Genomic DNA, 22,553 nt, shown 5'->3' on the forward strand with positions numbered 1-22,553 from the left:
AAAGTGAGAGTTAAAGGCTCTTGTTCAAAGACGAGAGATCCAGGCCGTCGCAGCCGTTCAGATAAACGGAAAGCTGCTCCAGAATCCGCTTGACTCCGCCTTTTTGGTCGCTTTCAACATTCAGCGGCATGATCGGGTCGTGGACGCTCAGGCGCAGCAGGAACCATCCGTCCCCGTGTTCGCTGTCCAGCGAGACCCGGATGCCCTCGTAATTGTTCGGGGCCTCGGTCCAGCCGGGCTGCCCGAGGGTGTATTTCCGCAGCCCGGAGATCACGGCCTCGCCGCATTCGCGGAAGTTTTCCTTCCGGATCGGGAAGCGAAGCTCCAGCGCCTCCGCGGGCTCCCGCAGCGGTTCCAGAAGATCGCCGATGGTTTTGCCCTGCGCGCGCAGGCGGGCGGACAAAATGATGATCTTCGTCACCAGATACGCGCCGTCGTCGAGAAAATAATTCTCCCGCATGGCCGCGTGTCCGGAGGTTTCAATCGCGAGCGGGCAGTCGACCCCCTCCGCGTTCAGGCGGACGGCTTCGTTGATGACGTTGCGGTAGCCGCGCTTAAAACGGTGGTGTTTTCCGCCCAGCGTTTTTTCAATGTATTCCGTCAGGCCGCTGGAGGTGACGGAATCGGTGACGACCGTCCCGCCGGGGCAGTTTTCCAGCGCGATGTGGGAGGCGAGCGCCACAAGCCGGTTGCGGTTGATTTCTTCGCCCGCCGCGTCGACGGCCCCGCCGCGGTCCACGTCCGTGTCGAAAATGACGCCGAGGTCCGCCTTCGCGCGAATCACCGCGCCGCAGACGGAACGCATCGCCGTTTCGTTTTCGGGGTTCGGGATATGGTTGGGGAACATGCCGTCGGGTTCCAGAAACTGGCTGCCGGAAACGTCCGCGCCCAGCGGCTCCAGCACGTCGCGCGCGTAAAAGCCGCCCGCGCCGTTTCCGGCGTCGACGACGATGTGAAAGCCGGAAAGGGGCCTGTCGTAGTCGGGGGCGTTCACGCCTTTGCGAATCATGTCGCAAAGATCGGCGCAGTAGCGGCTCATATAATCCGCAGATTCCAGCGCGCCTTTTCCGGGGGCCGGTTTGTCCCCGTTTTGAGCGTGCAGAAGAATCTGTTCAATATCAGGGCCGTCCAGACCGCCGTCCGGCGTAAAAAATTTCAGCCCGTTGCGGTTCCAGGGGTGGTGGCTCGCGGTAATCTGCACGGAGCCGTCGCAGGACAGGCCGCGTGTCACATGGAACATGGACGGCGTGGAGGCAAGCCCGCAGTCCAGCACGTTTACGCCAAAGTCGGTCAGCGCGCCGGAGACGGCGGAGAAAATTCGCTCCGCCGATACGCGGCTGTCGTGTCCGACGGCGACGCGGAGCTCTTTGACCGGTTTGCCCGCGCGCGCGGACAGCCACAGCGCAAAGCCGCCGGCCAGCTTTCCAAGTGTTTCGTCGGTCAGGTTTACCGCCTCGCCGTCAACGCCCTCGCTAGCCACGCCTCGGATGTCCGTTCCGCTTTTCAGCTGTTTCCAGTAGGAATTTAACAAGGTTTTGGCCCCTTTCGTCGGGCCCTGCGCAGCAAGACCCGGGTTCATTTGCTCTCATTATAGAGCCTGCGCGGATATTTGTAAACGGGGTGAAAGAATGGAACAATTAATCTCGGTGACGGATCTGACAAAAATTTATCGGATGGGCGACAGCGAGGTGTACGCGCTCGCCGGGGTCACGCTCCGCGTGAACCGGGGCGAATTTCTCGCGATCGTCGGACGGTCCGGCAGCGGAAAGTCGACCCTGATGAATATCATCGGATGCCTGGACACGCCCTCTTCCGGGGAATATTATCTCGAGGGCGAAAACGTCGCGGGGCTGAGCGAAAAAAAGCTGACGCGGATTCGCAACCGACGCATCGGGTTCATCTTTCAGAGTTTCAACCTGATCAGCGGGCAGGACGCTCTGGAAAACGTCGAGCTTCCTCTAATTTACCGCGGAATTCCCAGAGCGGAGCGGCGCGCGCTGGCGCAGGAGGCGCTGATCGAGGTCGGGCTGGGCGGCAGAATGCACCACCGCCCGGCGCAGATGAGCGGCGGGCAGCAGCAGCGGGTCGCCATCGCCCGCGCCATCGCGGCAAGGCCGCCGATCCTTCTCGCGGACGAGCCGACCGGCAATCTGGATTCGCGCTCCGGCGGTGAGGTGATGGAGATCCTGCATTCGCTGCACCGAATGGGGCGCACCGTCGTGCTGATCACGCACGACGACCGGATCGCGGAGACAGCCGACCGCGTGGTCCGCATTCAGGACGGGAAAATCGCGTCGGAGGAAAAACGGAATTGACAAACCGCGCCGCCGGGTATAATATGGAAATCAGAAAATTTATATCCGCTCTAGGCGGCGAAAGGAGGCTCGCTCATGTCTTCTCCGGTACAACTGCACGACGTCGATGTAAATTCTTTTTTAAAGGTCCTTGACGACTGCAAGGGCAAAGTGTTCCTGGTAACTGACGAAGGAGACCGGCTCAACCTGAAGAGCAAACTCAGCCAGCTTGTCGGTCTGACAAGACTGATTGAAGGCGGCAAGATTGCCGAGGCCTTTGTCATGTGCGACGATCCCGAGGATGAGTCAAAGCTGTTTCGTTTCAACCTGTTTGGAAGCGAAGGAAAAGAACCGAAGTAATAAACAAAACAGCCGGGGCGAAAGCCCCGGCTGTTTTTCCGCAGGATGCGGGATTAAATATCGTCGTTGAAAAATTTATCCCAGTCGAAATTCTTTTTTTCCCCGTCGACCGCGCGCGCCTGGGAACGGGAAGAGTCGTAATCCTTCCGCCGCGCATCCTCGGCGCGCGCCTGCGGAGGAATGGGCCTTGTGTCGTCCGAATCCGATCCGGCGCTTCTGGCCCGCGGCTCGGGCTCCGGTTCTTCCGGCGCGGCATAGGGGCCGGTGCTGTTGGAGCTGATGTCGGTGAATTCCAGGTCGTCAAACTCCTCCGTACCGGCGCCGGATTTTGGGCCGCGCGGGCCCGGGCCGCTGAAAAACTGAAGATAGAGAAAGGCCCCGATGCCGCAGGCGGACAGGACGATCAGCGCGATTCCCACCGGGAACAGCCAGGAGCCGCCACCGCCCTGCGAGGCAGCCGATGATGCCTGGGAAGACGCGGTCCCCGCGGCGGACGCCGCCTGCGAGCCGGTCGAAAGGATGGAATTCCAGTCCTCGGAAGAGAGCACGCCGGGGTCGCTGACGGCCTCTTCCGCACGGGACGCCGCCTGCTCCACTTCCCGCTGATGCGTGTCCACGCTCGCGTAGCTGGAGGGCTTCCGGCTGGATTCGGCGCTCGCCTCCCATTTAGCGGTCAGCGAGATTTCCGAATAGATCTCGAAGGAAGAGGAAACCTTCGCGCCGTTCATGGTCCAGTAGTCGAACAGGTAGCCTTTGCGCGTTGGCACGGCCAGATTCTTTACCTGCGTTCCGGGCTTCACATTGACGACCCTGACCGCGCTGCCGTCGTTGTAATCCAGCTTGACCATAACGGTTTCTTCCTGCGGAGGGACGTCCACGTTCCCGGTCCCGTCCGCGTTAGACGTGACCTGCGATTCGCCGGAAGACGGCGAAGAGGAGGATTCCTGAGACGAGGAAACGGACGACGATTTGTTCACAGCCGACGAAACCGGAGTGGAAGAGTCGTTTTCCGGCGTGATGCCGGCCTGGGCGAACGCGGTCACAGTGAAAAAAACCGCGCTGAAAAGAACGGTAAAAAGGACAATTATGTATTTTTTTGCTCTTTGATTCATATCATGCAAATCCTCTCAACAAAAACTCTTTTCATATTATCATATCCGGGTGTTAAAATACAACTGGAACCGTACAGAAAGAAACAACATTTTTTTCCGGCAGCTCTGAAAAGTTTGAAAAACAGGCCCCGCGGTGTTATAATGACATTTAATTACAAGCATTTGGAGGAGATTATTTCATGGCCGTTTTGATCAGCGCCGACAGCGCCTGCGATTTGTTTCCCGACTTGTACAAACAGCGCGGGATTACGATTGTTCCACTTTCGATCAATATCGGCGAGGCGTCCTACAAGGATGTTTTTGAAATCGGGCCGGACGAACTTTTCAAGGACTATGAGCGAACCAAACGGCTGCCAAAAACCGCCGCGCCCCCGCCGGTCGATTTCTTTGAGGTGTTCCGAAAAGCCGCCGAAAACGGCGACAGCGTGGTCCACCTTGCCATGAACTCTAAATTTTCCTCGTCCTATCAGAACGCCTGCATTGCGGCCGCAGAATTCGACAACGTCTATGTCGTTAACACCTATACGTTAAGCTCCGCGCAGGGATTATTGGTTCTGCGCGCGGCGGATATGCGCGACGCGGGATGCTCCGCGAAAGAAATTTATGAGCAGATGGAAAAGGATAAACAGCGCGTGAGGACCTATGTTCTTCTGGACACGCTGGAATTTGCCTACCGGGGAGGGCGGGCGACCATGCTGCAGATGTTCGGCGCGAATCTTTTAAAGCTGCGCCCCTGCCTGCTCCTTGACAATCAGGGCGTTTTGTCCGTCTGTAAAAAATTCCGGGGCAATTTTCAGCAGGTGTGCCGGGAATACGCCCGGTTTGTTCTGTCGCAGCCGAATCCGGACGGCGAGCGCGCGTTTGTTTCCACCACCGGAATGGACCGCAAGCTGTTCGATGAAATCGTGGGGATCGTGAAGGACAGCGGCAAATTCCGGGAAGTCATGACTTCCCGGGCCGGCTGCTCCATGACGACCCACACCGGGCCGAATACGCTCGTGATTTTCTATCTGGAAAAATAAAGGCCGCGGCCGCAAGAGGGGATGAACCGCATGAAACCGATGCAGACCCGCAGGCTTTTGCTGCGGCCCTGGTGCATGGAAGACCTTGAGGATTTTTACGCGTATGCGAAGGACCCCGAAATCGGGCCGAACGCGGGCTGGAAACCCCATTCCTCGCTCGACGAAAGCCGTGAAATCCTGAAAAGCTTTGTGGGCAACGAGGAAGTCAACGCGATCGTTCTGCGGGAAAACGGAAGGGTGGTCGGCTCGCTGGGACTGCACCCCGACCGCCTTTCGCATGAGGGCATGGGCCCCTGCCGGGAGGTCGGTTATGTGCTGGCGCGGGATTGCTGGGGCCGGGGACTGATGACGGAGGCCGTGAAACGGGCACAGCGGTACGCGTTTGAGGAAATAGGGCTTGCGCTGCTTTCGGTGGCGCATTTTCCGTTCAATACCCGGTCGGGCCGTGTGATTGCAAAAAGCGGATTCCGCTACGAAAAGACGCTTCAGGGCTCTTACATAGATTACCGCGGCGTGAAGATGGACGAAGTCTGCTACCTGATGACGCGGGAAGAGTATTTTACCCGCCGGGACCGGGCGAACGGCCTTTTCTGCCGCCCAGGCCTGACGGAGGAGGAGGCGAGGGCCGTCTGCTCCTGGCGTTACGCGGGCGAGTACGCCCGCTACGATATGCCGGAGTGGGACGCCGCCGTCGCCGGCGGATGGGCGATTACCAAACCGGAAGTCCGGGAATCCCAATACTGGGCGGTTCTGGATTCCGCCGGGGAGCTGTACGCCTTTTTCCGCTTCCGGGAAACCGAATCCGGCATGACGGTCGGTCTTGGCGTGAACCCGGAGTCCTGCGGAAACGGGAGCGGGCGGCAAGTCATGGAGCTGATTCTGGACAGCTTCCGGCAGAAGTACCCCGGCATGCCGCTGGAGCTGGACGTGCAGGACTGGAACCGGCGCGCCGTCTCCTGCTATGAAAGCGCCGGATTTGTCATTGCGGACCACCATTTCATGAAGACGCATCTGGGCGAGGCGATGTATTACCGCATGCGGTATACGCCGGGCGAGAGATAGATAGAAAGAAATAAGCCGGTCTTAAACGGGAAACATCCCGCATGAAGACCGGCTTTCTTTTTATTCTTTTTCGTTTTCCGCGATGACGTCCTTTGTCAGCGCTTCCAGCTCCGCCATCGTGGAGAGCAGCGACCCGCGCCGGCGGAATTCGGCGGCGCCCCGCAGGCCCTTCAGGTACCAGCCGACGTGCTTCCTCGCCTCGTTCATCGCGCGGCGCTCGTCCTTGTAGCGGCACATCAGCTCCGCCTGCCGCAGCAGGACGAGCATTTTTTCAGAAACGCCGGGCGGGGGCAGAATGCGGCAGGATTCCGTCAGGTACGCGTTGATTTCCCGGAAGACCCACGGGTTGCCGAGCGCGCCGCGCCCGACCATCACGCCGTCGCAGCCGGTCCGCTCCAGCATCAGGGCGGCGGATTGAGCCCCCGTCACGTCGCCGTTGCCGAGGACCGGGACGGAAACGGCCTCTTTGACCGCCTTGATGACGCCCCAATCGGGGTTCGGGGCGTACATCTGGCTGCGGGTCCGCGCGTGAACCGTCACGGCGGCGGCCCCGGCCTGCTGGCAGATTTTTGCCACCTCGACGGCGTTTCTGCTTTTCTCGTCCCATCCCGCGCGCATTTTGACCGTGACCGGCACGGGGACGGCGGCTTTCACCGCCGCGACGATCTCGCCGCAGAGCGCGGGGTCTTTCATCAGCGCGCTGCCCGCGCCGGGGCCGGTGATCTTCGGGGCGGGGCAGCCCATGTTGAGGTCGATGGCGTCGGGGGCAAAGTCCATCGCACGCTTCGCGCCCTCCGCCATCACGTCCGGCTCGCTGCCGAACAGCTGAATCGCGCCCGGACGGGCGTCGGCGCCCAGCTCCATTAATTCCGGCGTTTTTTTATCGTTGAATTGAAGCGCTTTGGCGCTGACCATTTCGCTGGTCGTCATCGCCGCGCCGAACGAAGCGCAGATTTCGCGGAACGCGCGGTCGCCCGCGCCCGCCATCGGCGCCAGCACCGCCCGGCCCGAAAGCTCGACCGTGCCGATCTTGATCGTATCCATAAAAACATCCTTTGATTCTGATAGCAGTCCCTGTTCAGGGCTACGGTTATTATATCGCTTGCCCTCACCTTTGTACAGCGGCGGCGCAAAGGGAACATTTTCAACAGTCCGAGGTGAAAAAGTTGAAAACTTTAAGTCGTCACAGGATTGATTTTTTCAATTCTGTCCTCTGGTCGTATGGGGACGCAAAGCGGCTTGAGCAGCCGCAGAGCTATGCTATTTTATCTTTGGGGCTGATTGCTCTTTATTTCTTCATGTCTTTTACAATGGTAAATTTGTGGCAAAGTGCCCCTTAACCCAAAATATTTCTATTTATTTACCTTGCACTCAGGCCGTGCGGGCCCATACTTTCGATCCCGTACGAAAGTATGCAAAGTACGGGTCGGGGGGGACTTCAAACTCCCGTAGGGAGGGCTCCAACCGTCCCCCCCGACGCCCCCCGGCACCTGTCAACGGGAAAAGCAATGTTCTTAAAGCACTCTGCTTCTTATTGACGACGGGGGCTCCGAAGTGAAAGCCGCTGCTTTATTTTAGGGAAACTGCAATTCGTTAGCTTGCCTTGACTCAAGCCGTCGATATTCCAACCTCGCTCATCTTAGAAAAACTTGCTGTTACGCCTGTGGATTCTCTATGCGCTGAAACAGTTAACTTTAATGACTTTCAATTTCCTGTGTGCTTCCATATTGAGCACTTAGGGAAAGAATGGGAACCGTCAATGAAAAGCACTGCGTTACAAGAACATTTCTGTGTTGTATGACGGTAGTCGGGGGTGTAGGGGGGAGGCCATCCGGCCCTTACTCGCCTACGGCGCCCACGGCTGAAGAATAGTGCTTGGCTTTACTTCCTCTCGCCGCTCTTGTTACCGACACTTTGGATGCAGCGTCACGCTGCTCCCCCCTACTCAACCTTTGCCTACTTTCGTTTGAGGACGAAAGTAGGGGCCTGTCCGGCCTGAGGACAAACTGAAAATAAGAAATAGTTAGGGTTATGGGGCACTTTGCCCCATAATAGCTCTGCGGCTAGCCGCTTTTTTACAGCCCCAGAGCAAAAGAAAATAACAAGAAAAAAAGAATTTAAGTTGAAATTTATGGAAAGAAGCGGTATACTGTTTCTTGTAAGGCACATAAAAAAGTGCAAAGCAGGGACAAGGTGGTGAGACACCTCGCCCCCTGCATACGGAGTGCAGGCTCCATACACAGCGGTAAAACCGCGCATTTGCAGGTAATATTATACCTCATTCCCCCTGTTTTGTACAGAGCGGGAAAAAAGGGGCGAAAAAAATTCCTGCTTTTCACGCGCGCCGGTGTATGGAATGAGAATTCCGTACCGGTGCTTTTTTGTGCCCTGTATCGGGCGAAACGCCCGCTCCCGCGTATTTTTTTGGCACGGAACCCGGAAATTTCGTGCCGCCATTCTCTCCGCGGGGGCGGGAGCACGCCGCCCGGTACCGGCGGCTTTTCCGTTTTGAGAGGCGGGAAAGTGCAAAGCGCGTGAAAAGGAGTTCTTTGAATCAGGCAGAATTGGGCACGCTCTTATCAGGAGAGGTGCCGCAGGCAACATGGCTCTCCGTCCTTTTAAAACGGCAGGGCCGCCGACACTGGGCCGCGTGGGTAATTCAGCACTCACGCGGCTTTCTTTATGATTTAAGGGCGGATAGCTCTGCGCGGCGTTGGAGTGGCCGTCGCGTGGTAGTCAAATTATATCTGGAAAGAAACAAACCGCCCGTTGCTCCGGGCGGTTTGTTTCTTTTCTCATCGTTGAGAATAACCCTTAATTTTTCCCCGGGAACGTGATATAATACTTCCATAACTTGTATTCCGGGGGAAAAGCGATGAAATTACTGGTACTGGACGGCAACAGCATTCTGAACCGGGCGTTCTACGGCGTGCGGCTCCTGACGACGAAAGAGGGGCTGTTTACCAATGGAATCTACGGCTTTCTGACCATCCTGCAAAAAATGAACGCGGAAACTTCCCCCGATGCGGTCGCGGTCGCATTCGACCTGCGCGCGCCGACCTTTCGGCACAAGGAATACGCGGGCTACAAGGCGAACCGCAAGGGGATGCCGGAGGAGCTTGCCCAGCAGCTGCCGACGCTAAAGGAGCTTCTGGTGCTGCTCGGGTATCATCTGGTGGAATGCGAGGGCTTCGAGGCGGACGACATCCTCGGCACCCTCGCGCACCAATGCGAAAAAACGGGCGACGAGTGCGTCCTCGCGACCGGGGACCGCGACAGCCTGCAGTTGGTCGGGCCGCATGTCACGGTGCGCCTCGCCTCCACGAAAATGGGGCAGCCGCAGGTCACACTGTACGACGAAGCGAAAATCAAAGAGGATTACGGCGTGACCCCGAGGGAAATGATCGAGATCAAGGCGATTCAGGGCGACGCCTCCGACTGCATTCCGGGCGTCGCCGGAATCGGGCCGAAGGGCGCGGGGCAGCTGGTTCAGGCCTACCATAATATCGATTACATCTATGCGCATCTGGACGAGCTGGAAATCAAGGACGGAATGCGGAAAAAGCTGGAGGCCGGGAAGGACAGCGCGTTTTTGAGCCGTCACCTCGGAACCATCCGAACCGACGCGCCGATCGACACAAACCTGAAAAACTATGTTCCCGTTCCCGGCGACCGCGCGGGCGCGGCGCGGCTGATGGCGAAGCTGGAGTTTTTCTCGCTGATTGAGAAAATGGGCCTGGACGTGCCGGAGCCGGAGGAGGTTCGTCAGGAGCAGGCCGTGACGGTCGCGGAGCATACGGACCCGGCGGAGCTGCTGAACGCCGCGCGAAAAGCCGGGCGGGCGGACTTTATCGCGGAAACGGAGGACGGGGCGCTGCGCGTGCTTTGGAACCGGGACGGCGTACTCCATACCGTGGAAGACGCGGACACCCTGCGCGCGCTGTTTTCGGACGAATCCGTCCGGAAGAACACCCACAACGTCAAGCCGCTTTGCTCCAGACTGCTGAAGGACGGCGTGCGGCTGGCCGGGCCGGTGTTCGACACCCTTCTGGCCGCGTACCTGCTGAACCCGTCGGCCTCCGGGTACGAGCCGGCGCGGCTCGCGAGGGAGTACGGCGCGCCGGAACCTGCCGGGGAACTGACGGAAGCGCAGACGGCCGCCGCGCTGATGCCCGGCCTTGCGGACCGGCTTGCGGAAAAAATCGCCGAAAATTCCCAGACGGAGCTGCTCGACCGCATCGAGATTCCGCTGGCGAAGGTGCTTGCGGATATGGAAAACACCGGCTTCGCGGTGGACGAGGACGGAATCCGCGGGTTCGGCGAAAAGCTGGAGCACCGCATCACGGAGCTGCAGCGGCAGGTTTATGAATCCGTCGGGTACGAATTCAATATCAATTCGCCGAAGCAGCTTGGAGACGCGCTGTTTGAAAAGCTGGGCCTTCCGCACGGCAAAAAGACGAAGACCGGCTGGTCGACCGGAGCGGAAACGCTGGAAAAGCTGCGGTACGACCACCCGGCGGTCGAGATGGTGCTCGATTACCGCGCGCTTGCAAAGCTGAAATCCACCTACTGCGACGGCCTTTTAAAGGTCATCGGGCCGGACGGCAGGATTCATTCCAGCTTTAACCAGACCGAAACGCGCACGGGGCGTATCAGCTCCACGGAGCCGAACCTGCAGAATATCCCCGTTCGCACGGAGCTCGGGCGCGAAATGCGCCGCTTTTTCCGCGCCCGCCCCGGCTGGGTGCTGGTGGACGCGGACTATTCGCAGATCGAGCTGCGGGTGCTCGCGCATGTGGCGAACGACGAAAATATGATCCATGCCTTTCTGAACGACAACGACATTCACCGCAGCACGGCCGCACAGGTGTTCCATATGCCGGAGGAGCTGGTCACCCCGCTGATGCGCAGCCGGGCGAAGGCCGTCAATTTCGGAATCGTGTACGGCATCGGCGCGTTTTCGCTGTCCAAAAACATCCATGTTTCCGTCGCGGAGGCGAAGCGTTACATTACGGATTACCTCGCGAATTTTTCCGGAGTGGATTCCTACATGGAGCGCGTGGTGGAGCAGGCAAAGGAAGACGGCTATGTGCAGACGCTGTTCGGGCGGCGGAGGTATCTGCCCGAGCTGAAATCGTCGAATCACAATCTGCGCGCGTTCGGGGAGCGCGTGGCGCGGAACATGCCGATTCAGGGCACGGCGGCGGACATCATCAAAATCGCGATGATCCGCGTGCGGGACCGCCTGGAACGCGAACAGATGAAGTCGAAGCTCATTTTGCAGGTGCACGATGAACTGATCGTCGAAGCCCCCAATGAGGAGGCGGACCGTGCCGCCTCGCTGCTGACCGAGGAAATGCAGAACGCCGTGTCGCTTTCCGTTCCGATGATCGCGGAAGCGAAGACCGGGGAGACCTGGTATGAGGCGAAGGCGTAGCGTATGGGGATTTTTGCCTGCCCCGTCTGCGGGGCTACGCTCCGGCGGGAGGAAACGGCATACCGGTGCCCTCAGGGGCACAGTTATGACCTTGCGAAAGAGGGCTATGTTTATCTGCTTCCGCCGAACAGGAAGCATTCCGCCGACCCGGGGGACAGCCGCGAAATGGTCGCGGCGCGCCGGCGGTTTCTGGAAGCCGGGCATTACGCGCCGTTCAGCGACTGCCTGAACCGTCTGGCGGAGGACAGTCTTCCGCAGGGGCGCCCCGTGATTCTGGACGCGGGCTGCGGCGAGGGATACTATGCCGGGCGGCTGCGGGAACATCTGCTGAAAAGGGGAGCGGCTCCGGAGCAGTACGGGCTCGATATTTCGAAATCCGCGGTGCGCGCCGCCGCGAAGAAGTATCGGGGAATTATGTTTGCCGTGGGCAGCATCTTCGGCATTCCGGCTCTTTCCGCGTCCGCCGATGTTCTTACGGATGTGTTCGCGCCGATTGTTCCGCGGGAATATGCGCGGGTGCTGCGCCCCGGCGGGGTCCTGATCCTCGCCGTGCCGTCGCAGCGGCATTTGTACGGCCTGAAAGAAATCCTTTACGACGAGCCGTACGAGAACGAATACCGGGAAACCGAGTACCCTGGTTTTGCGTTCCTCCGGCGCGTGCCGGTGCGGGGGAATATCACATTAAACGGGGCGCGGGAAATCGGGGACTTGTTCGCCATGACGCCCTACTTCCGAAAAACACCGCGCGAGGGCTGCGAGCGGCTTGCCCGGACGCAGATGCTTAGAACGGAAATAGGATTCGATTTTTTACTCTATCGCAAGGTGGGAGAATGATGAGCAAGCGCAAGGCGTTCGTTAACTTTGTCAAAGCGGAGAATATCTTCTTCATGGTCGCCGTCACGGTCCTCGCCATGGCGGTCCGTCTCAGATTTTTCGGGTATATCTCCAGCGACTACCGGCAGTTTTTATCCGGATGGTTTGAGCTGCTTCGCCAGAACGGCGGCCTTTCGGCGGTGGGAATCAATTTCGGCGACTACACGCCGGCCTACTACTATCTGCTTGCCCTTCTCACCTATCTTCCGTTTTCCGGCCTGCACCTGATTAAGGCGCTCTCCTGCGCGGGGGACGTCGCGGCGGCGTATTATGTGTTTCGCATCGTCGACCGGAAATACGGTGAATTCTGGGGGGAAATCGCCTACGCGGTCACGCTGTTCCTGCCCAGCGTGATTCTGAATTCGGCGGTCTGGGCGCAGTGCGATTCCATCTATACCGCCGCGCTGCTCGCCTGCATCTGCTATCTGATGGAGGATCGGCAGTACCTTGCCGTCACGGCGTTTTCAATTGCGCTTGCGTTCAAGCTGCAGGCCGTGTTTCTCGCTCCGTTTCTGTTCGTCCTGCTCCTCAAGGGCAGAATCAAAGCGCGCTGTCTGCTGATCCCGCCGCTGGTGTATGTGATTTCCATTTTGCCCGCCGCCGTGATGGGCCGTAATTTCTGGGAATTACTGACCGTCTATTTCCGGCAGTCGCAGGAGTACAACGAGCTGACGATGAACCTGCCGAATCTGTTTACCTGGTTCCCCGCGGACGCGCCGGAATCCGTCGGCAGGGCGGCGGTGCTGGCCGCAGGGGCGCTGGTGCTGTTCACGTTTGCCTATCTCTGCGCACAGAAATTCCGCATCACGGATGAAATGCTGGTCTCCCTTGCGCTGTTTTATGTGATGCTGCTGCCGTATTTTCTTCCGTTTATGCACGAGAGATACTGGTACCCGGCGGATTTGCTCTCGCTTGTGTTCGCGTTTTATTTTCCGGAAAAGTTCTATGTCCCGGTCATCACGGTGATGTCCTCCGTCTACGCCTACAGCCGGTTTCTGTTTGGATTCCGGTTTATCAGCATGAAGCTGTTTTCCGTTCTGATGCTCTTTAACCTGATCTGGGTCGCGATTCATATTATTTACCGCATCCGGGACGGCTCGGACTGGAAGGTGATGAGGCGGGGATGGACGGACTGAAGCTGATTCCCATGGCGCCGCGGCACCTGGACCGCCTTGCCGAGCTGGAACGGCTCTGCTTTGCGGAGCCGTGGACGCGGGAAGGACTTGCCGCCGAGCTTTCCAGCGATACCGCCGTCTTTCTGGCCGCGGAGAGCGGCGGAGAAATCGCCGGCTACGCGGGGATGCACTGTGTCCGCGGGGAATGCTATGTGGACAACATCGCCGTTTTCCCCGCTTTTCGGCGTCAGGGCGTCGGACGCGCGCTGACGCGGGGCCTGATCGGCCGGGCGCGCGAGAGGAACGCGGAGTTTTTCAGCCTGGAGGTGCGTCCCTCCAACACGGCGGCGGTCGCGCTGTATCAGTCGCTGGGGCTTCGCCCCGCCGGGAGAAGGAAGAACTTTTACCGGAACCCTGCGGAGGACGCACTGATTCTTACCCTGCATTTTTAAGATGCTTTCTTGGGGCAGGCCGTCCGGCCCTTACTCGCCTACGGCGCCCACGGCTGAAAACAAGTCCTCTGCTTTACTTTCTCTTGCCCTCTTGATGCCGACAATCTGGATGCGGCGTCAGGCTGCTCCTCCCGACCCGCGTACCTTTCGTACGGGACCGAAAGTATGGGCCTGCGCGGTCGAACGCTCGCCTTACGCTGCCTTCAGGGCAAAAAGAAAGAATCGAGTATGAAATTCCGCTCAAAATTAAGAATCAGGGGGAATGCAACATGACAAAACGCGAAACCCGTCTGCTGGCGCTTGCCTGCACGTTCATCGGAATCGTGATCGGCTTTTTGCTTGCGCCGATCAAGGCCGGAACCACCGTTTCCTGCGGCAACAACAATACGCTTGAGGGACCGGACGCCAAGAGACTGAAGCACCGCGCCGGAAAGCGCTTCCGGACGCGGGAAGAGGAGCCCGGGGAGGACACATGCGAATTCTAGGAATTGAAAGCTCCTGCGACGAAACCGCCGCCGCCGTTGTCGAAGACGGCAGAATCATCCGCTCCAACTCGGTCGCCTCGCAGATTGAAGAACACCGGCTTTACGGCGGCGTTGTGCCGGAGATCGCCTCCCGCAGGCACTGCGAGGCGATTTCCGGCGTTGTGAATAACGCGCTGGACGACGCCGGGACAAGCCTGGACGAAATCGATGCGATCGCCGTCACTTACGCGCCCGGGCTGATCGGCGCGCTGCTGGTCGGCGTCAACTTTGCGAAGGGGCTGGCCCTGTCGACGGGGAAGCCGCTCGTACCGGTGCACCACCTGCGCGCGCATATCGCCGCGAATTACCTGACGTTCCCGGAGCTTACGCCGCCGTTTCTCTGCCTGGTGGTTTCCGGCGGCCACACGCACCTGATCGACGTCCGGAACTACACGGACCTGCGCGTGCTGGGCCAGACCAGGGACGATGCGGCGGGCGAGGCGTTCGACAAGGCCGCGCGCGCGATGGGCATGCCGTACCCCGGCGGGGTAGAGCTGGATAAAGTTGCAGAGCAGGGGAATGATAAGGCATACAAACTCCCGCGCCCGTCCGTGGATGGGGCTCCGTTCGATTTCAGCTTTTCCGGCCTGAAAACCAACGTGCTTAATCAGCTGCACAACGCACGGCAGCGCGGAGAAACGGTTTCGATTCCGAATCTTGCGGCGTCTTACCGCAGGGCGGTGGTCGACTGTCTGGTGCGGAACACGCTGCTCGCGGCGGAGGAAACCGGTGCGAAAAAGCTGGTGACGGCGGGCGGCGTCTCCGCCAACTCGCTGCTGCGGCGGGAACTGAAGACGGTGTGCCGGGAGCGCGGCCTGTCCTTTTACTGCCCGCGGCTGGACCTTTGCGGCGACAACGGCGCGATGGTCGCGGCCCAGGGCTTCTATGAGTATGCGGCCGGAAACGTTGCCGGACCCGGCCTGAACGCCCGCGCGGAGCTTTCTGTGGAATCTCTCTCCGTTTAATTTTGCAGGATGGGGCTCATCATTATTCATTATTCTGTGAGAGCATAAAAGAAAAATAATTTTCAAAAATTGATATATTTTTAACAAACGAATCCGATGTTATTGCACAATACGAAATGTTGTATTATAATGGCAGTATATTCATTAGGCCATTGGGCCGAAAGGAGAAGCATATGACTCAGAATCAATCGGTACTGGAATGGATGGAAAAGATGAAGGAGTTGGTCTGTCCGGACAGGGTGATCTGGATTGACGGGACTCAGGAGCAGCTTGAATCGTTGAGGGCCGAAGCTTGCAAAACCGGCGAGATGATCAAGCTCAATGAAGAGAAGCTTCCCGGCTGCTATCTTCATCGCACGGCCGTAAACGACGTGGCACGCGTGGAGGGACGCACCTTTATCTGCTCCCGCAGCGAGGAGGACGCGGGTCCGACCAATCATTGGATGGAGCCGTCAAAGGCCTATGAAATGCTGTACGGAATCGCAAAAAACAGCTATCGGGGCCGCACCATGTATGTGATTCCTTATTCTATGGGCCCCGTGGGCTCTCCGTTTGCCAAAATCGGCGTTGAACTGACCGATTCCATTTATGTTGTTCTGAATATGAGCATTATGACCCGCGTCGGCAGCGAGGTTCTTGAAACCCTTGGCAACAGCAGCGACTGGGTGCGCGGCCTGCACTGCAAATGCGAGATCGACGAAGAAAAAAGATACATTTGCCATTTTCCGGAGGACAACACGATTATATCCGTCAATTCCGGTTACGGCGGAAACGTTTTGCTCGGGAAAAAATGCTTTGCGCTGCGCATCGCGTCCTTCCTTGGCAAAAACGAGGGCTGGATGGCGGAGCACATGCTGATCCTCGGCATTCAGAATCCGCTGGGCGAAATCAAATATGTGGCTGCGGCGTTCCCGTCGGCCTGCGGCAAGACGAATCTCGCCATGCTGGTCCCGCCGGAATTCTACCGGAAAAAAGGCTACAAAATCTGGACGGTCGGCGACGACATCGCCTGGATGCGCATCGGACCGGACGGCAGGCTCTGGGCGATCAACCCGGAAAACGGATTTTTCGGCGTGGCGCCGGGAACCAACGAAAAATCGAACCCGAACGCCCTGGCGACGACAAAATCCGGCACGATTTTTACAAACGTTGTGCATAATCTGGACGACAACACCGTCTGGTGGGAAGGATTGGACCACAATCCGCCGAAGAATGCCGTGGACTGGAAGGGCCGCCCGTGGGACGGCACCAGCAGCAAGGAAAAGGGAGCGCACCCGAACAGCCGCTTTACCGCGCCGGCGAAAAACTGCCCGTGCATCAGCCCCGAGTTTGAAAACGGGCGCGGCGTTCCGATTTCCGCGATTATTTTCGGCGGCCGCCGCGCGCGCACCACGCCGCTGGTGTATCAGTCCAGGGACTGGAACAACGGCGTGTTTGTAGGCTCCATCATGGCGTCTGAAACAACCGCAGCCGCGACCGGCGCCGTGGGCGTCGTCCGCCGCGACCCGATGGCCATGCTGCCGTTCTGCGGCTACCATATGGGCGATTACTTCAAGCACTGGATCGATATGGGCGAAAGACTCGGCGACAAGGCGCCGAAGATCTTCAACGTAAACTGGTTCCGGCTGGACGACGAGGGCCATTTCATCTGGCCGGGCTTCGGCGATAATCTGCGCGTGCTCGAATGGATTCTGAAACGCTGCGAGGACAAGGCGGACGCGGTCGACACCCCGATCGGCTTTGTGCCGAAGGCGGAGGACATCAACCTCTCCGGTCTGGATCTGACCGTCGACACGCTCAAGACGATTCTGAACGTCGACAGCGCGGACTGGACAAAGGAAGCCGACGGAATTGAGGAATTCTATCAGAAATTCGGCGACAAGCTCCCGAAGGAACTGAAAACGGAACTTAAAAAGCTGAAAGAAAAACTTGCATAAATGATTCGTACGGAATGCGCCGGCTTGTCCCATTCGGGACGGCCGGCGCATTTCGTAGTGGAAGAAAATCAGCCGAAATTCCTTATAATGCGGCATTGTTTTATAAAAAGTATGAATAAACTGTTTCTGAATTAAAAATTTTGTGTAAATGCAATATTGCGTTTTCACAGAGGAACCGATATACTTAATCTGTAATCGAAACGGGACCCGGCAATTTTGTCGGGCGATTTTTATTTTACGGAGGAATCGAAAATGGCAGACAGTACATCGTCGGCGATCCATCCCAAGGGCGACTTTTTTAACCTGAAGGGGAACCACACGGATATCCGCACGGAGATCATCGCGGGGCTTACCACATTTTTCACGATGGCTTACATCATTTTTGTAAACCCGGCGATTCTCGGCGACGCCAAGATGGACAAGGGTGCGGTCATGCTTGCCACCTGCGTCGCCTCGGCGATCGGAACGCTTTTAAGCGGCCTTTTGTCCAACTACCCGCTGGCACAGGCGCCGGGCATGGGCCTGAACGCGTTCTTTGCCTACACCATCTGCGGCACTTACGGCTACTCCTGGCAGGCGGGCCTGTCCGCCGTGTTTATTTCGGGTGTCATTTTCATTGTGCTTTCCGCCGGAGGAATCCGCGAAAAAATCGTGGATGCGATACCGCTTCCCATGAAAAGGGCCATCAGCGGCGGAATCGGGCTGTTTATCGCTATCGTGGCGCTTAAGGGCGCGGGAATCGTCGCGCCGAGCGAATCCACCATCATTACGCTGGGCAATTTTACGAATCCTACGACGGCGCTTGCCGTGATCGGAATTTTCATCACCGTCATCCTGGTGGTACACGGCGTAAAGGGCGGCCTGTTCATCAGCATTCTGGCAACCAGCGTCGTGGGCGCCGTGATGCAGTTCGGGCTCGGCGCCAACGTCGGCATTTCGCAGGGCCTTTCGGTCGGCGGCTCGCTTGCCCCGACCTTTGGCAAATTCACAGGCGGCTTTTCCGAGCTGCTTCACACCAATCAAGGGATCGGGGTGGCGTTCTTCTCGCTGATTGCGGTCCTGATTTCCCTGACGATGGTCGACATGTTCGACACGGTCGGCACGCTGTACGGCACCGCCGGCAAGGCGGGCTTTCTGACCCCGGAGGGCAAGCTGCCCAACGCGACGAGGGCGCTGATGGCAGACGCGATCGCAACCTCCGTCGGCGCGGTGTTCGGCACCTCCACCGTGACCACCTATGTGGAATCCAGCGCGGGTATTTCGGAGGGCGGCAAAACCGGCCTGACCAGCGTGACCACCGCCATCTGCTTCATCCTCGCGATTTTCCTCGCTCCTTTCCTCGGCTTTATTCCGGGCTCCGCGACGTATCCGGTCCTTCTGATCGTCGGCGTCATGATGATCGGCGGCGTGAGGGATGTTGACTGGGACGACATGGAAATCGCGATTCCCTGCTTTCTGACAATCGCGATGATGCCGTTCGCGTACAGCATTTCCGAAGGCATCGCGTTCGGCAGCATCAGCTATTGCTTCATCAAGCTGGTGCGCGGCAAGGCCAAGGAGGTCAGCCCGATCATGTACGGAATTGCGGTGCTCTTTGTGATCCGCTATATTCTGGAGTACGTTCACTTCTGATTTTCAGTTTAACGGCGGGAAGCCCTTCTCCGAATTCCGGAGAAGGGCTTCCCTTTTTTCGTTCCGGGAGTGCGCCGTCAGCTGATGGCAACGCCCGCGCTGGCATAGCCCGCGATCGTATTGACCAGGGACACGCCCGTCGCGGTGGCCGAAAAGACCATCAGCAGCCGCGTCTGGGCGGTGACCGGAATGGCGAGCCCGGGTGTGACGGCGTTGAAGGTATCGCCGATGGATATAACGCCGGTCAGCGGCGGAAGTGTCACCAGCGCGCCGGGGACCGGTGAAAACGTGTCGTCCGGTGTCGGCGAGCTGTAAAGCTGGGCGGTGACGGTCACGGTCGTACCGACAAGCGCAAGCGCCGCGGTAACGCTGAGATAGGCGGCGACGGAATTAATGACGCCGTCACGCGGCATCGAGAACGCGAAGTTGCTCAGGCCGGAGAGATCGATGACTCCTAAGGCGAGGACACCCGGAGCGTTCAGCCCGAACCCGATCAATCCCAGGGTTCCGACCAGACCTCCCGCCACGGTCGTCAGAGAGGTTGGAGTGCCGGAGGCGAACGGAATGATGGCACCCGCGCCCGCCGCGCCCGTGGGCCCCGTCGGCCCGGTCGGCCCGGTAACGCTCAGGCCCGCCGCGCCCGTGGGCCCTGTCGGACCCGTCGGCCCGGTAACGCTCAGACCCGCCGCGCCCGTGGGCCCCGTCGGCCCGGTCGGCCCGGTAACGCTCAGGCCCGCCGCGCCCGTGGGCCCCGTCGGCCCGGTCGGCCCGGTAACGCTCAGGCCCGCCGCGCCCGTGGGCCCCGTCGGTCCGGTCGGCCCGGTAACGCTCAGGCCCGCCGCGCCCGTGGGCCCCGTCGGTCCGGTCGGCCCGGTAACGCTCAGGCCCGCCGCGCCCGTGGGCCCTGTCGGACCCGTCGGCCCGGTGGACCCGACGGGTCCGATAATACTGATACCCATGGGACCTGTCGGCCCGGTTGGGCCCGGCAGTCCTGGGAAGCCGGGAGGTCCCGGAAAGCCGGGAGGCCCCGGAGGCCCCGGAGGACAGAAGCGTCCGCCGGGCGCCGCAAAAGCGGGACTGGAGCTTCGACCGGATCCCGGCCGTTACGGCGTGGAAAACTTTGATTACAACCCAAGAAATCCCCTCCTGCTGTCAAAACGGATTCGCCGGCAGTAGGCCGGCAATCTTTTTTATCATAGTATGCCGAAAGTTCTTTGGTGCCAATAAAATTTAAAAGAACTCACGGCGGGATTTGTCCAAATAAGGAACAAAAGGCTTCCCAATCCGGCAAAGCCGGAATTGGGGAGCAGAGGGATCAGCAGGAAATCCGCACGGCGGTGATACTGGCAAAGGATACCGTGGATGCACCGCTCACGGTGAGGGAAACAACGCCGCCGGCAGGTACACTGACGATTGCCTGACCGCTGTAATTGGTGTCCGTCGTGGTAATAACGGCGGAGCCTGCGACCGGTACGCCGTTGAGAGCCAGACTTACCGTAACGCCCGCAAGAGGCGCCGTGACGGAAATATGATATTGAATCAAATAAACGCCCGGCCTGGTAAACAGCAGATTTCCGCCGGACAGTACGATGTCGGGAGTGGAGCTGCCGGTCCCGAAGACCACGGGCACGCCGGCCGCTACAGCCTGAGAAGCAGTCGTGTAATAAAACGCGTAGGAAGGAACCCTTGGATCACAGACGGGCGGACAGGGGACGCATTGGCAGCACTGGCACTGGCACTGGTACGGGCTGCGGTTAATCGGAAGAAACGCGGGAAAAACCCTGTTGCAAGAACATGGATCGCTGCAACTAAAACAGCTCAAAATAAAACCTCCTTTTCACTTATGCTGAACAATCTTTTACAGACCGTTCCCTGTATATACTATGCGGGAAAGGAGAATTTGTCTGCCGTTCGGCGAATTTCCGTACCGCTTTTCCCGGCGTTATGGTATAATCGGCAGTGAGAATCAAAAGGGAGAAAGGGGAGTTTCGTGTGAAAAAAGCGCTGGTGACGGGGGCCTCCGGGGGAATCGGACAAGCGGTCGCCGCGCGGCTGGCCACCGACGGTTACAAAGTATATTTAAATTATTTTAAAAATGAAAAAGGCGCGCGCAGCCTTTGGGAAAGGCTGACGCGCGCCTGCGGCCCGGAATCCGCCGTTCTGGCGCGGGCGGATATTTCCGATTCCGCCCAGGCGGCGGAGCTGTTCCGCTCCGCCGGAAAGCTCGACCTGCTGGTCAATAACGCGGGGATTGCGCAGCAGAAGCTGTTCACCGACCTGACGGACGGCGACTGGGATCAGATGTTCAATGTGGATGTGCGCGGCGTCTTTCTGTGCTGCCGCGCCGCCCTTCCCGATATGATCCGGGAAAAGAGCGGCTGCATCCTCAATATTTCTTCCATGTGGGGGCAGGTCGGCGCTTCGTGCGAGGCGCACTATTCCGCCGCCAAAGCCGCCGTCATCGGGCTGACGAAAGCGCTCGCGAAAGAGGTCGGGCCCTCCGGCGTGCGGGTCAACTGCATCGCCCCGGGCGTGATCGCCACCGAAATGAACGCGGGGTTTTCCGAACAGACCATGGAAGAGCTGCGGGAGGAAACCCCGCTGTGCCGCATCGGCTCCCCGGAGGATATTGCCGCGGCGGTGTCGTTTCTTGCTTCCGAACAGGCGGGCTTCATCACCGGGCAGGTCCTGGGGGTCAACGGCGGCATGGTGATCTGACTAACCGGGAAAATGGCAAAACGGCTGCTCCGGCTCAGACCTCGGTCAGCAAAATTTCGCAGTCCCCCTTCACGGTGTACCGGCCGAACCCCGCGGGAAGGAAAATGCTGTCCCCTTTCGCAAAGGTCAGAAGCGTACGGCCGCGGTCCAGAATCAGCGCGTCGCCGCTCAGGCATAAAATGGACTGAAAGCTCTTTTCACTCGCGCAAAGCGCGTGTTCCGTGATTTTCATGCGGTTGACGGTGAAATATTCGCACGAGCCGAGCAGGGTTTTCACGCAGCCCGGTTCCCGGATTTCGTCCCCCTGCGGGCCGACGGGACGCGCGGGGCGGCTCCGGCGGGTGACGTCGAGCGCCTGCGGGATATGCAGCTCCCGCGGCTTTCCGTCCGCGCCCGGGCGGCCGTAATCGTAAATGCGGTAGGTCAGATTGGAATTCTGCTGGATTTCCGCAATCAGAATCCCCGCGCCGATGGCGTGCAGCGTTCCGGATTCGATCATCAGTACGTCCCCGGGGTGCACCGTGACCTTGTTGAGGACTTCGGTCAGCGTGTTGTTCTCAATCCGTTCGCGGAATTCCTCTTTGGAGATTTCGTGGTCGAAGCCGTAATAGAGGTACGCCCCCTCCTCGCAGTCGACGATGTACCACATCTCGGTTTTGCCGAATCCGCCGCCGTGCGCGCGCGCGTACTCGTTGTCGGGGTGAACCTGAATGGAAAGCGCGTCCTTTGCGTCGATCAGTTTGATCAGCACCGGAAAATCGGGGAATTTTTCGCAGTCGGATCCGAGAACCCGCCTTCCGGCCATTTTAAAATATTCGTTCAGAGTCAGATCCCGGCACTCGCCGTTCGCGATGACCGCGGGCCCGTCCGGGTGGCAGGAAAGGACCCAGCTTTCCGCGACTTTCGCCGCGCTGCTCTGCTGATGGTATTCGGTTCTCAGCCGGGTGCCTCCCCAGATATAATCCTTACAAACGGCGTTCAGCCGGATCGGATACAGCTGTTCCATCTGAAACACTCCTTAAGAAACATGGATTTTGTCAGCGAATGAAA

At 59.0% G+C, this 22,553-nt stretch carries 20 protein-coding genes; 14 read left to right on the plus strand and 6 right to left on the minus strand.

The genetic code is table 11. From position 1 onward, the window contains the following. Nucleotides 1-10 precede the first annotated feature (10 nt). The gene (locus CAFE_RS14805) at nt 11-1,531 is read right to left on the minus strand and encodes a phosphohexomutase domain-containing protein (protein WP_156991052.1); all 1,521 of its coding nucleotides are present in this window, start codon (nt 1,529-1,531) and stop codon (nt 11-13) included. Between the two features lie 97 nt (nt 1,532-1,628). Here CAFE_RS14805 and CAFE_RS14810 point away from each other — a divergent pair, with 97 nt between their 5' ends. Further along, on the plus strand, nt 1,629-2,315 hold the full coding sequence (locus CAFE_RS14810) for an ABC transporter ATP-binding protein (protein WP_066646783.1): 687 nt from the start codon (nt 1,629-1,631) through the stop codon (nt 2,313-2,315). A gap of 75 nt (nt 2,316-2,390) precedes the next feature. Then, nucleotides 2,391-2,654 (plus strand): hypothetical protein, encoded by a 264-nt coding sequence (locus CAFE_RS14815; protein ID WP_066646781.1) that lies wholly within the window; start codon nt 2,391-2,393, stop codon nt 2,652-2,654. Nucleotides 2,655-2,707: 53 nt separating this feature from the next. On the opposite strand, the gene CAFE_RS14820 is transcribed toward CAFE_RS14815, so the two are convergent. Beyond that, a complete protein-coding gene (locus CAFE_RS14820) occupies nt 2,708-3,766 on the minus strand; it encodes an InlB B-repeat-containing protein (RefSeq protein WP_156991053.1) in 1,059 nt (352 codons plus the stop codon). Between the two features lie 179 nt (nt 3,767-3,945). Between CAFE_RS14820 and CAFE_RS14825 the strand changes: the two genes are divergently transcribed. Beyond that, nucleotides 3,946-4,788 carry a DegV family protein gene (locus tag CAFE_RS14825; RefSeq protein WP_066646776.1) on the plus strand — a complete coding sequence of 281 codons (843 nt, stop codon included), beginning with the start codon at nt 3,946-3,948 and terminating at the stop codon, nt 4,786-4,788. Between the two features lie 30 nt (nt 4,789-4,818). After that, nucleotides 4,819-5,850, plus strand: coding sequence for a GNAT family N-acetyltransferase (locus tag CAFE_RS14830; RefSeq protein WP_166525153.1), 1,032 nt, complete (start codon nt 4,819-4,821; stop codon nt 5,848-5,850). Between the two features lie 60 nt (nt 5,851-5,910). Here the strand turns inward: CAFE_RS14830 and dusB are convergent, their stop codons facing one another. Beyond that, nucleotides 5,911-6,894 carry a tRNA dihydrouridine synthase DusB gene (gene dusB / locus CAFE_RS14835; protein ID WP_156991055.1) on the minus strand — a complete coding sequence of 328 codons (984 nt, stop codon included), beginning with the start codon at nt 6,892-6,894 and terminating at the stop codon, nt 5,911-5,913. A 1,831-nt stretch (nt 6,895-8,725) separates the two neighbouring features. On the opposite strand from dusB, the gene polA reads away from it, so the two are divergent. The 8 genes from polA (at nt 8,726) to CAFE_RS14875 (ending at nt 18,785) form a co-directional block, all read left to right on the plus strand. Then, on the plus strand, nt 8,726-11,287 hold the full coding sequence (gene polA / locus CAFE_RS14840) for a DNA polymerase I (protein ID WP_066646762.1): 2,562 nt from the start codon (nt 8,726-8,728) through the stop codon (nt 11,285-11,287). Nucleotides 11,288-11,290: 3 nt separating this feature from the next. Then, nucleotides 11,291-12,121: a putative RNA methyltransferase gene (locus CAFE_RS14845; protein WP_156991056.1), complete on the plus strand. Its 831-nt coding sequence runs from the start codon at nt 11,291-11,293 to the stop codon at nt 12,119-12,121. Continuing rightward, entirely contained in the window at nt 12,118-13,296 is a 1,179-nt protein-coding gene (locus tag CAFE_RS14850) for a glycosyltransferase 87 family protein (RefSeq protein WP_083210142.1), read from the plus strand. The genes CAFE_RS14845 and CAFE_RS14850 overlap by 4 nt, the downstream gene beginning before the upstream one ends. Continuing rightward, nucleotides 13,284-13,727, plus strand: coding sequence for a ribosomal protein S18-alanine N-acetyltransferase (gene rimI, locus CAFE_RS14855; protein ID WP_066646748.1), 444 nt, complete (start codon nt 13,284-13,286; stop codon nt 13,725-13,727). Before CAFE_RS14850 ends, rimI begins: the two co-directional genes overlap by 13 nt. Before the next feature lie 269 nt (nt 13,728-13,996). Beyond that, the gene (locus CAFE_RS14860) at nt 13,997-14,212 is read left to right on the plus strand and encodes a hypothetical protein (RefSeq protein ID WP_066646746.1); all 216 of its coding nucleotides are present in this window, start codon (nt 13,997-13,999) and stop codon (nt 14,210-14,212) included. Then, nucleotides 14,200-15,216: a tRNA (adenosine(37)-N6)-threonylcarbamoyltransferase complex transferase subunit TsaD gene (gene tsaD, locus CAFE_RS14865; protein WP_156991057.1), complete on the plus strand. Its 1,017-nt coding sequence runs from the start codon at nt 14,200-14,202 to the stop codon at nt 15,214-15,216. Before CAFE_RS14860 ends, tsaD begins: the two co-directional genes overlap by 13 nt. Nucleotides 15,217-15,389: 173 nt before the next feature. Then, nucleotides 15,390-17,153 carry a phosphoenolpyruvate carboxykinase (GTP) gene (locus CAFE_RS14870; RefSeq protein ID WP_066646740.1) on the plus strand — a complete coding sequence of 588 codons (1,764 nt, stop codon included), beginning with the start codon at nt 15,390-15,392 and terminating at the stop codon, nt 17,151-17,153. A gap of 252 nt (nt 17,154-17,405) precedes the next feature. Further along, nucleotides 17,406-18,785, plus strand: coding sequence for an NCS2 family permease (locus tag CAFE_RS14875; RefSeq protein ID WP_066646727.1), 1,380 nt, complete (start codon nt 17,406-17,408; stop codon nt 18,783-18,785). Nucleotides 18,786-18,862: 77 nt separating this feature from the next. On the opposite strand, the gene CAFE_RS20410 is transcribed toward CAFE_RS14875, so the two are convergent. Then, nucleotides 18,863-19,312 (minus strand): exosporium glycoprotein BclB-related protein, encoded by a 450-nt coding sequence (locus CAFE_RS20410; protein ID WP_321173080.1) that lies wholly within the window; start codon nt 19,310-19,312, stop codon nt 18,863-18,865. 115 nt (nt 19,313-19,427) lie between these two features. On the opposite strand from CAFE_RS20410, the gene CAFE_RS20690 reads away from it, so the two are divergent. Continuing rightward, entirely contained in the window at nt 19,428-19,961 is a 534-nt protein-coding gene (locus CAFE_RS20690) for a hypothetical protein (RefSeq protein WP_413814438.1), read from the plus strand. A gap of 139 nt (nt 19,962-20,100) precedes the next feature. Here CAFE_RS20690 and CAFE_RS14885 read toward each other — a convergent pair whose 3' ends face one another. Next, nucleotides 20,101-20,607 (minus strand): BclA C-terminal domain-containing protein, encoded by a 507-nt coding sequence (locus CAFE_RS14885; protein WP_066646720.1) that lies wholly within the window; start codon nt 20,605-20,607, stop codon nt 20,101-20,103. Nucleotides 20,608-20,777: 170 nt separating this feature from the next. On the opposite strand from CAFE_RS14885, the gene ymfI reads away from it, so the two are divergent. After that, on the plus strand, nt 20,778-21,503 hold the full coding sequence (gene ymfI / locus CAFE_RS14890) for an elongation factor P 5-aminopentanone reductase (RefSeq protein WP_066646711.1): 726 nt from the start codon (nt 20,778-20,780) through the stop codon (nt 21,501-21,503). Between the two features lie 34 nt (nt 21,504-21,537). Here the strand turns inward: ymfI and CAFE_RS14895 are convergent, their stop codons facing one another. Further along, a complete protein-coding gene (locus CAFE_RS14895; RefSeq protein WP_066646710.1) occupies nt 21,538-22,509 on the minus strand; it encodes a type I phosphomannose isomerase catalytic subunit in 972 nt (323 codons plus the stop codon). Nucleotides 22,510-22,553: the final 44 nt, after the last annotated feature.

This window comes from Caproicibacter fermentans (assembly GCF_009746625.1).
GTDB lineage: Bacteria > Bacillota > Clostridia > Oscillospirales > Acutalibacteraceae > Caproicibacter > Caproicibacter fermentans.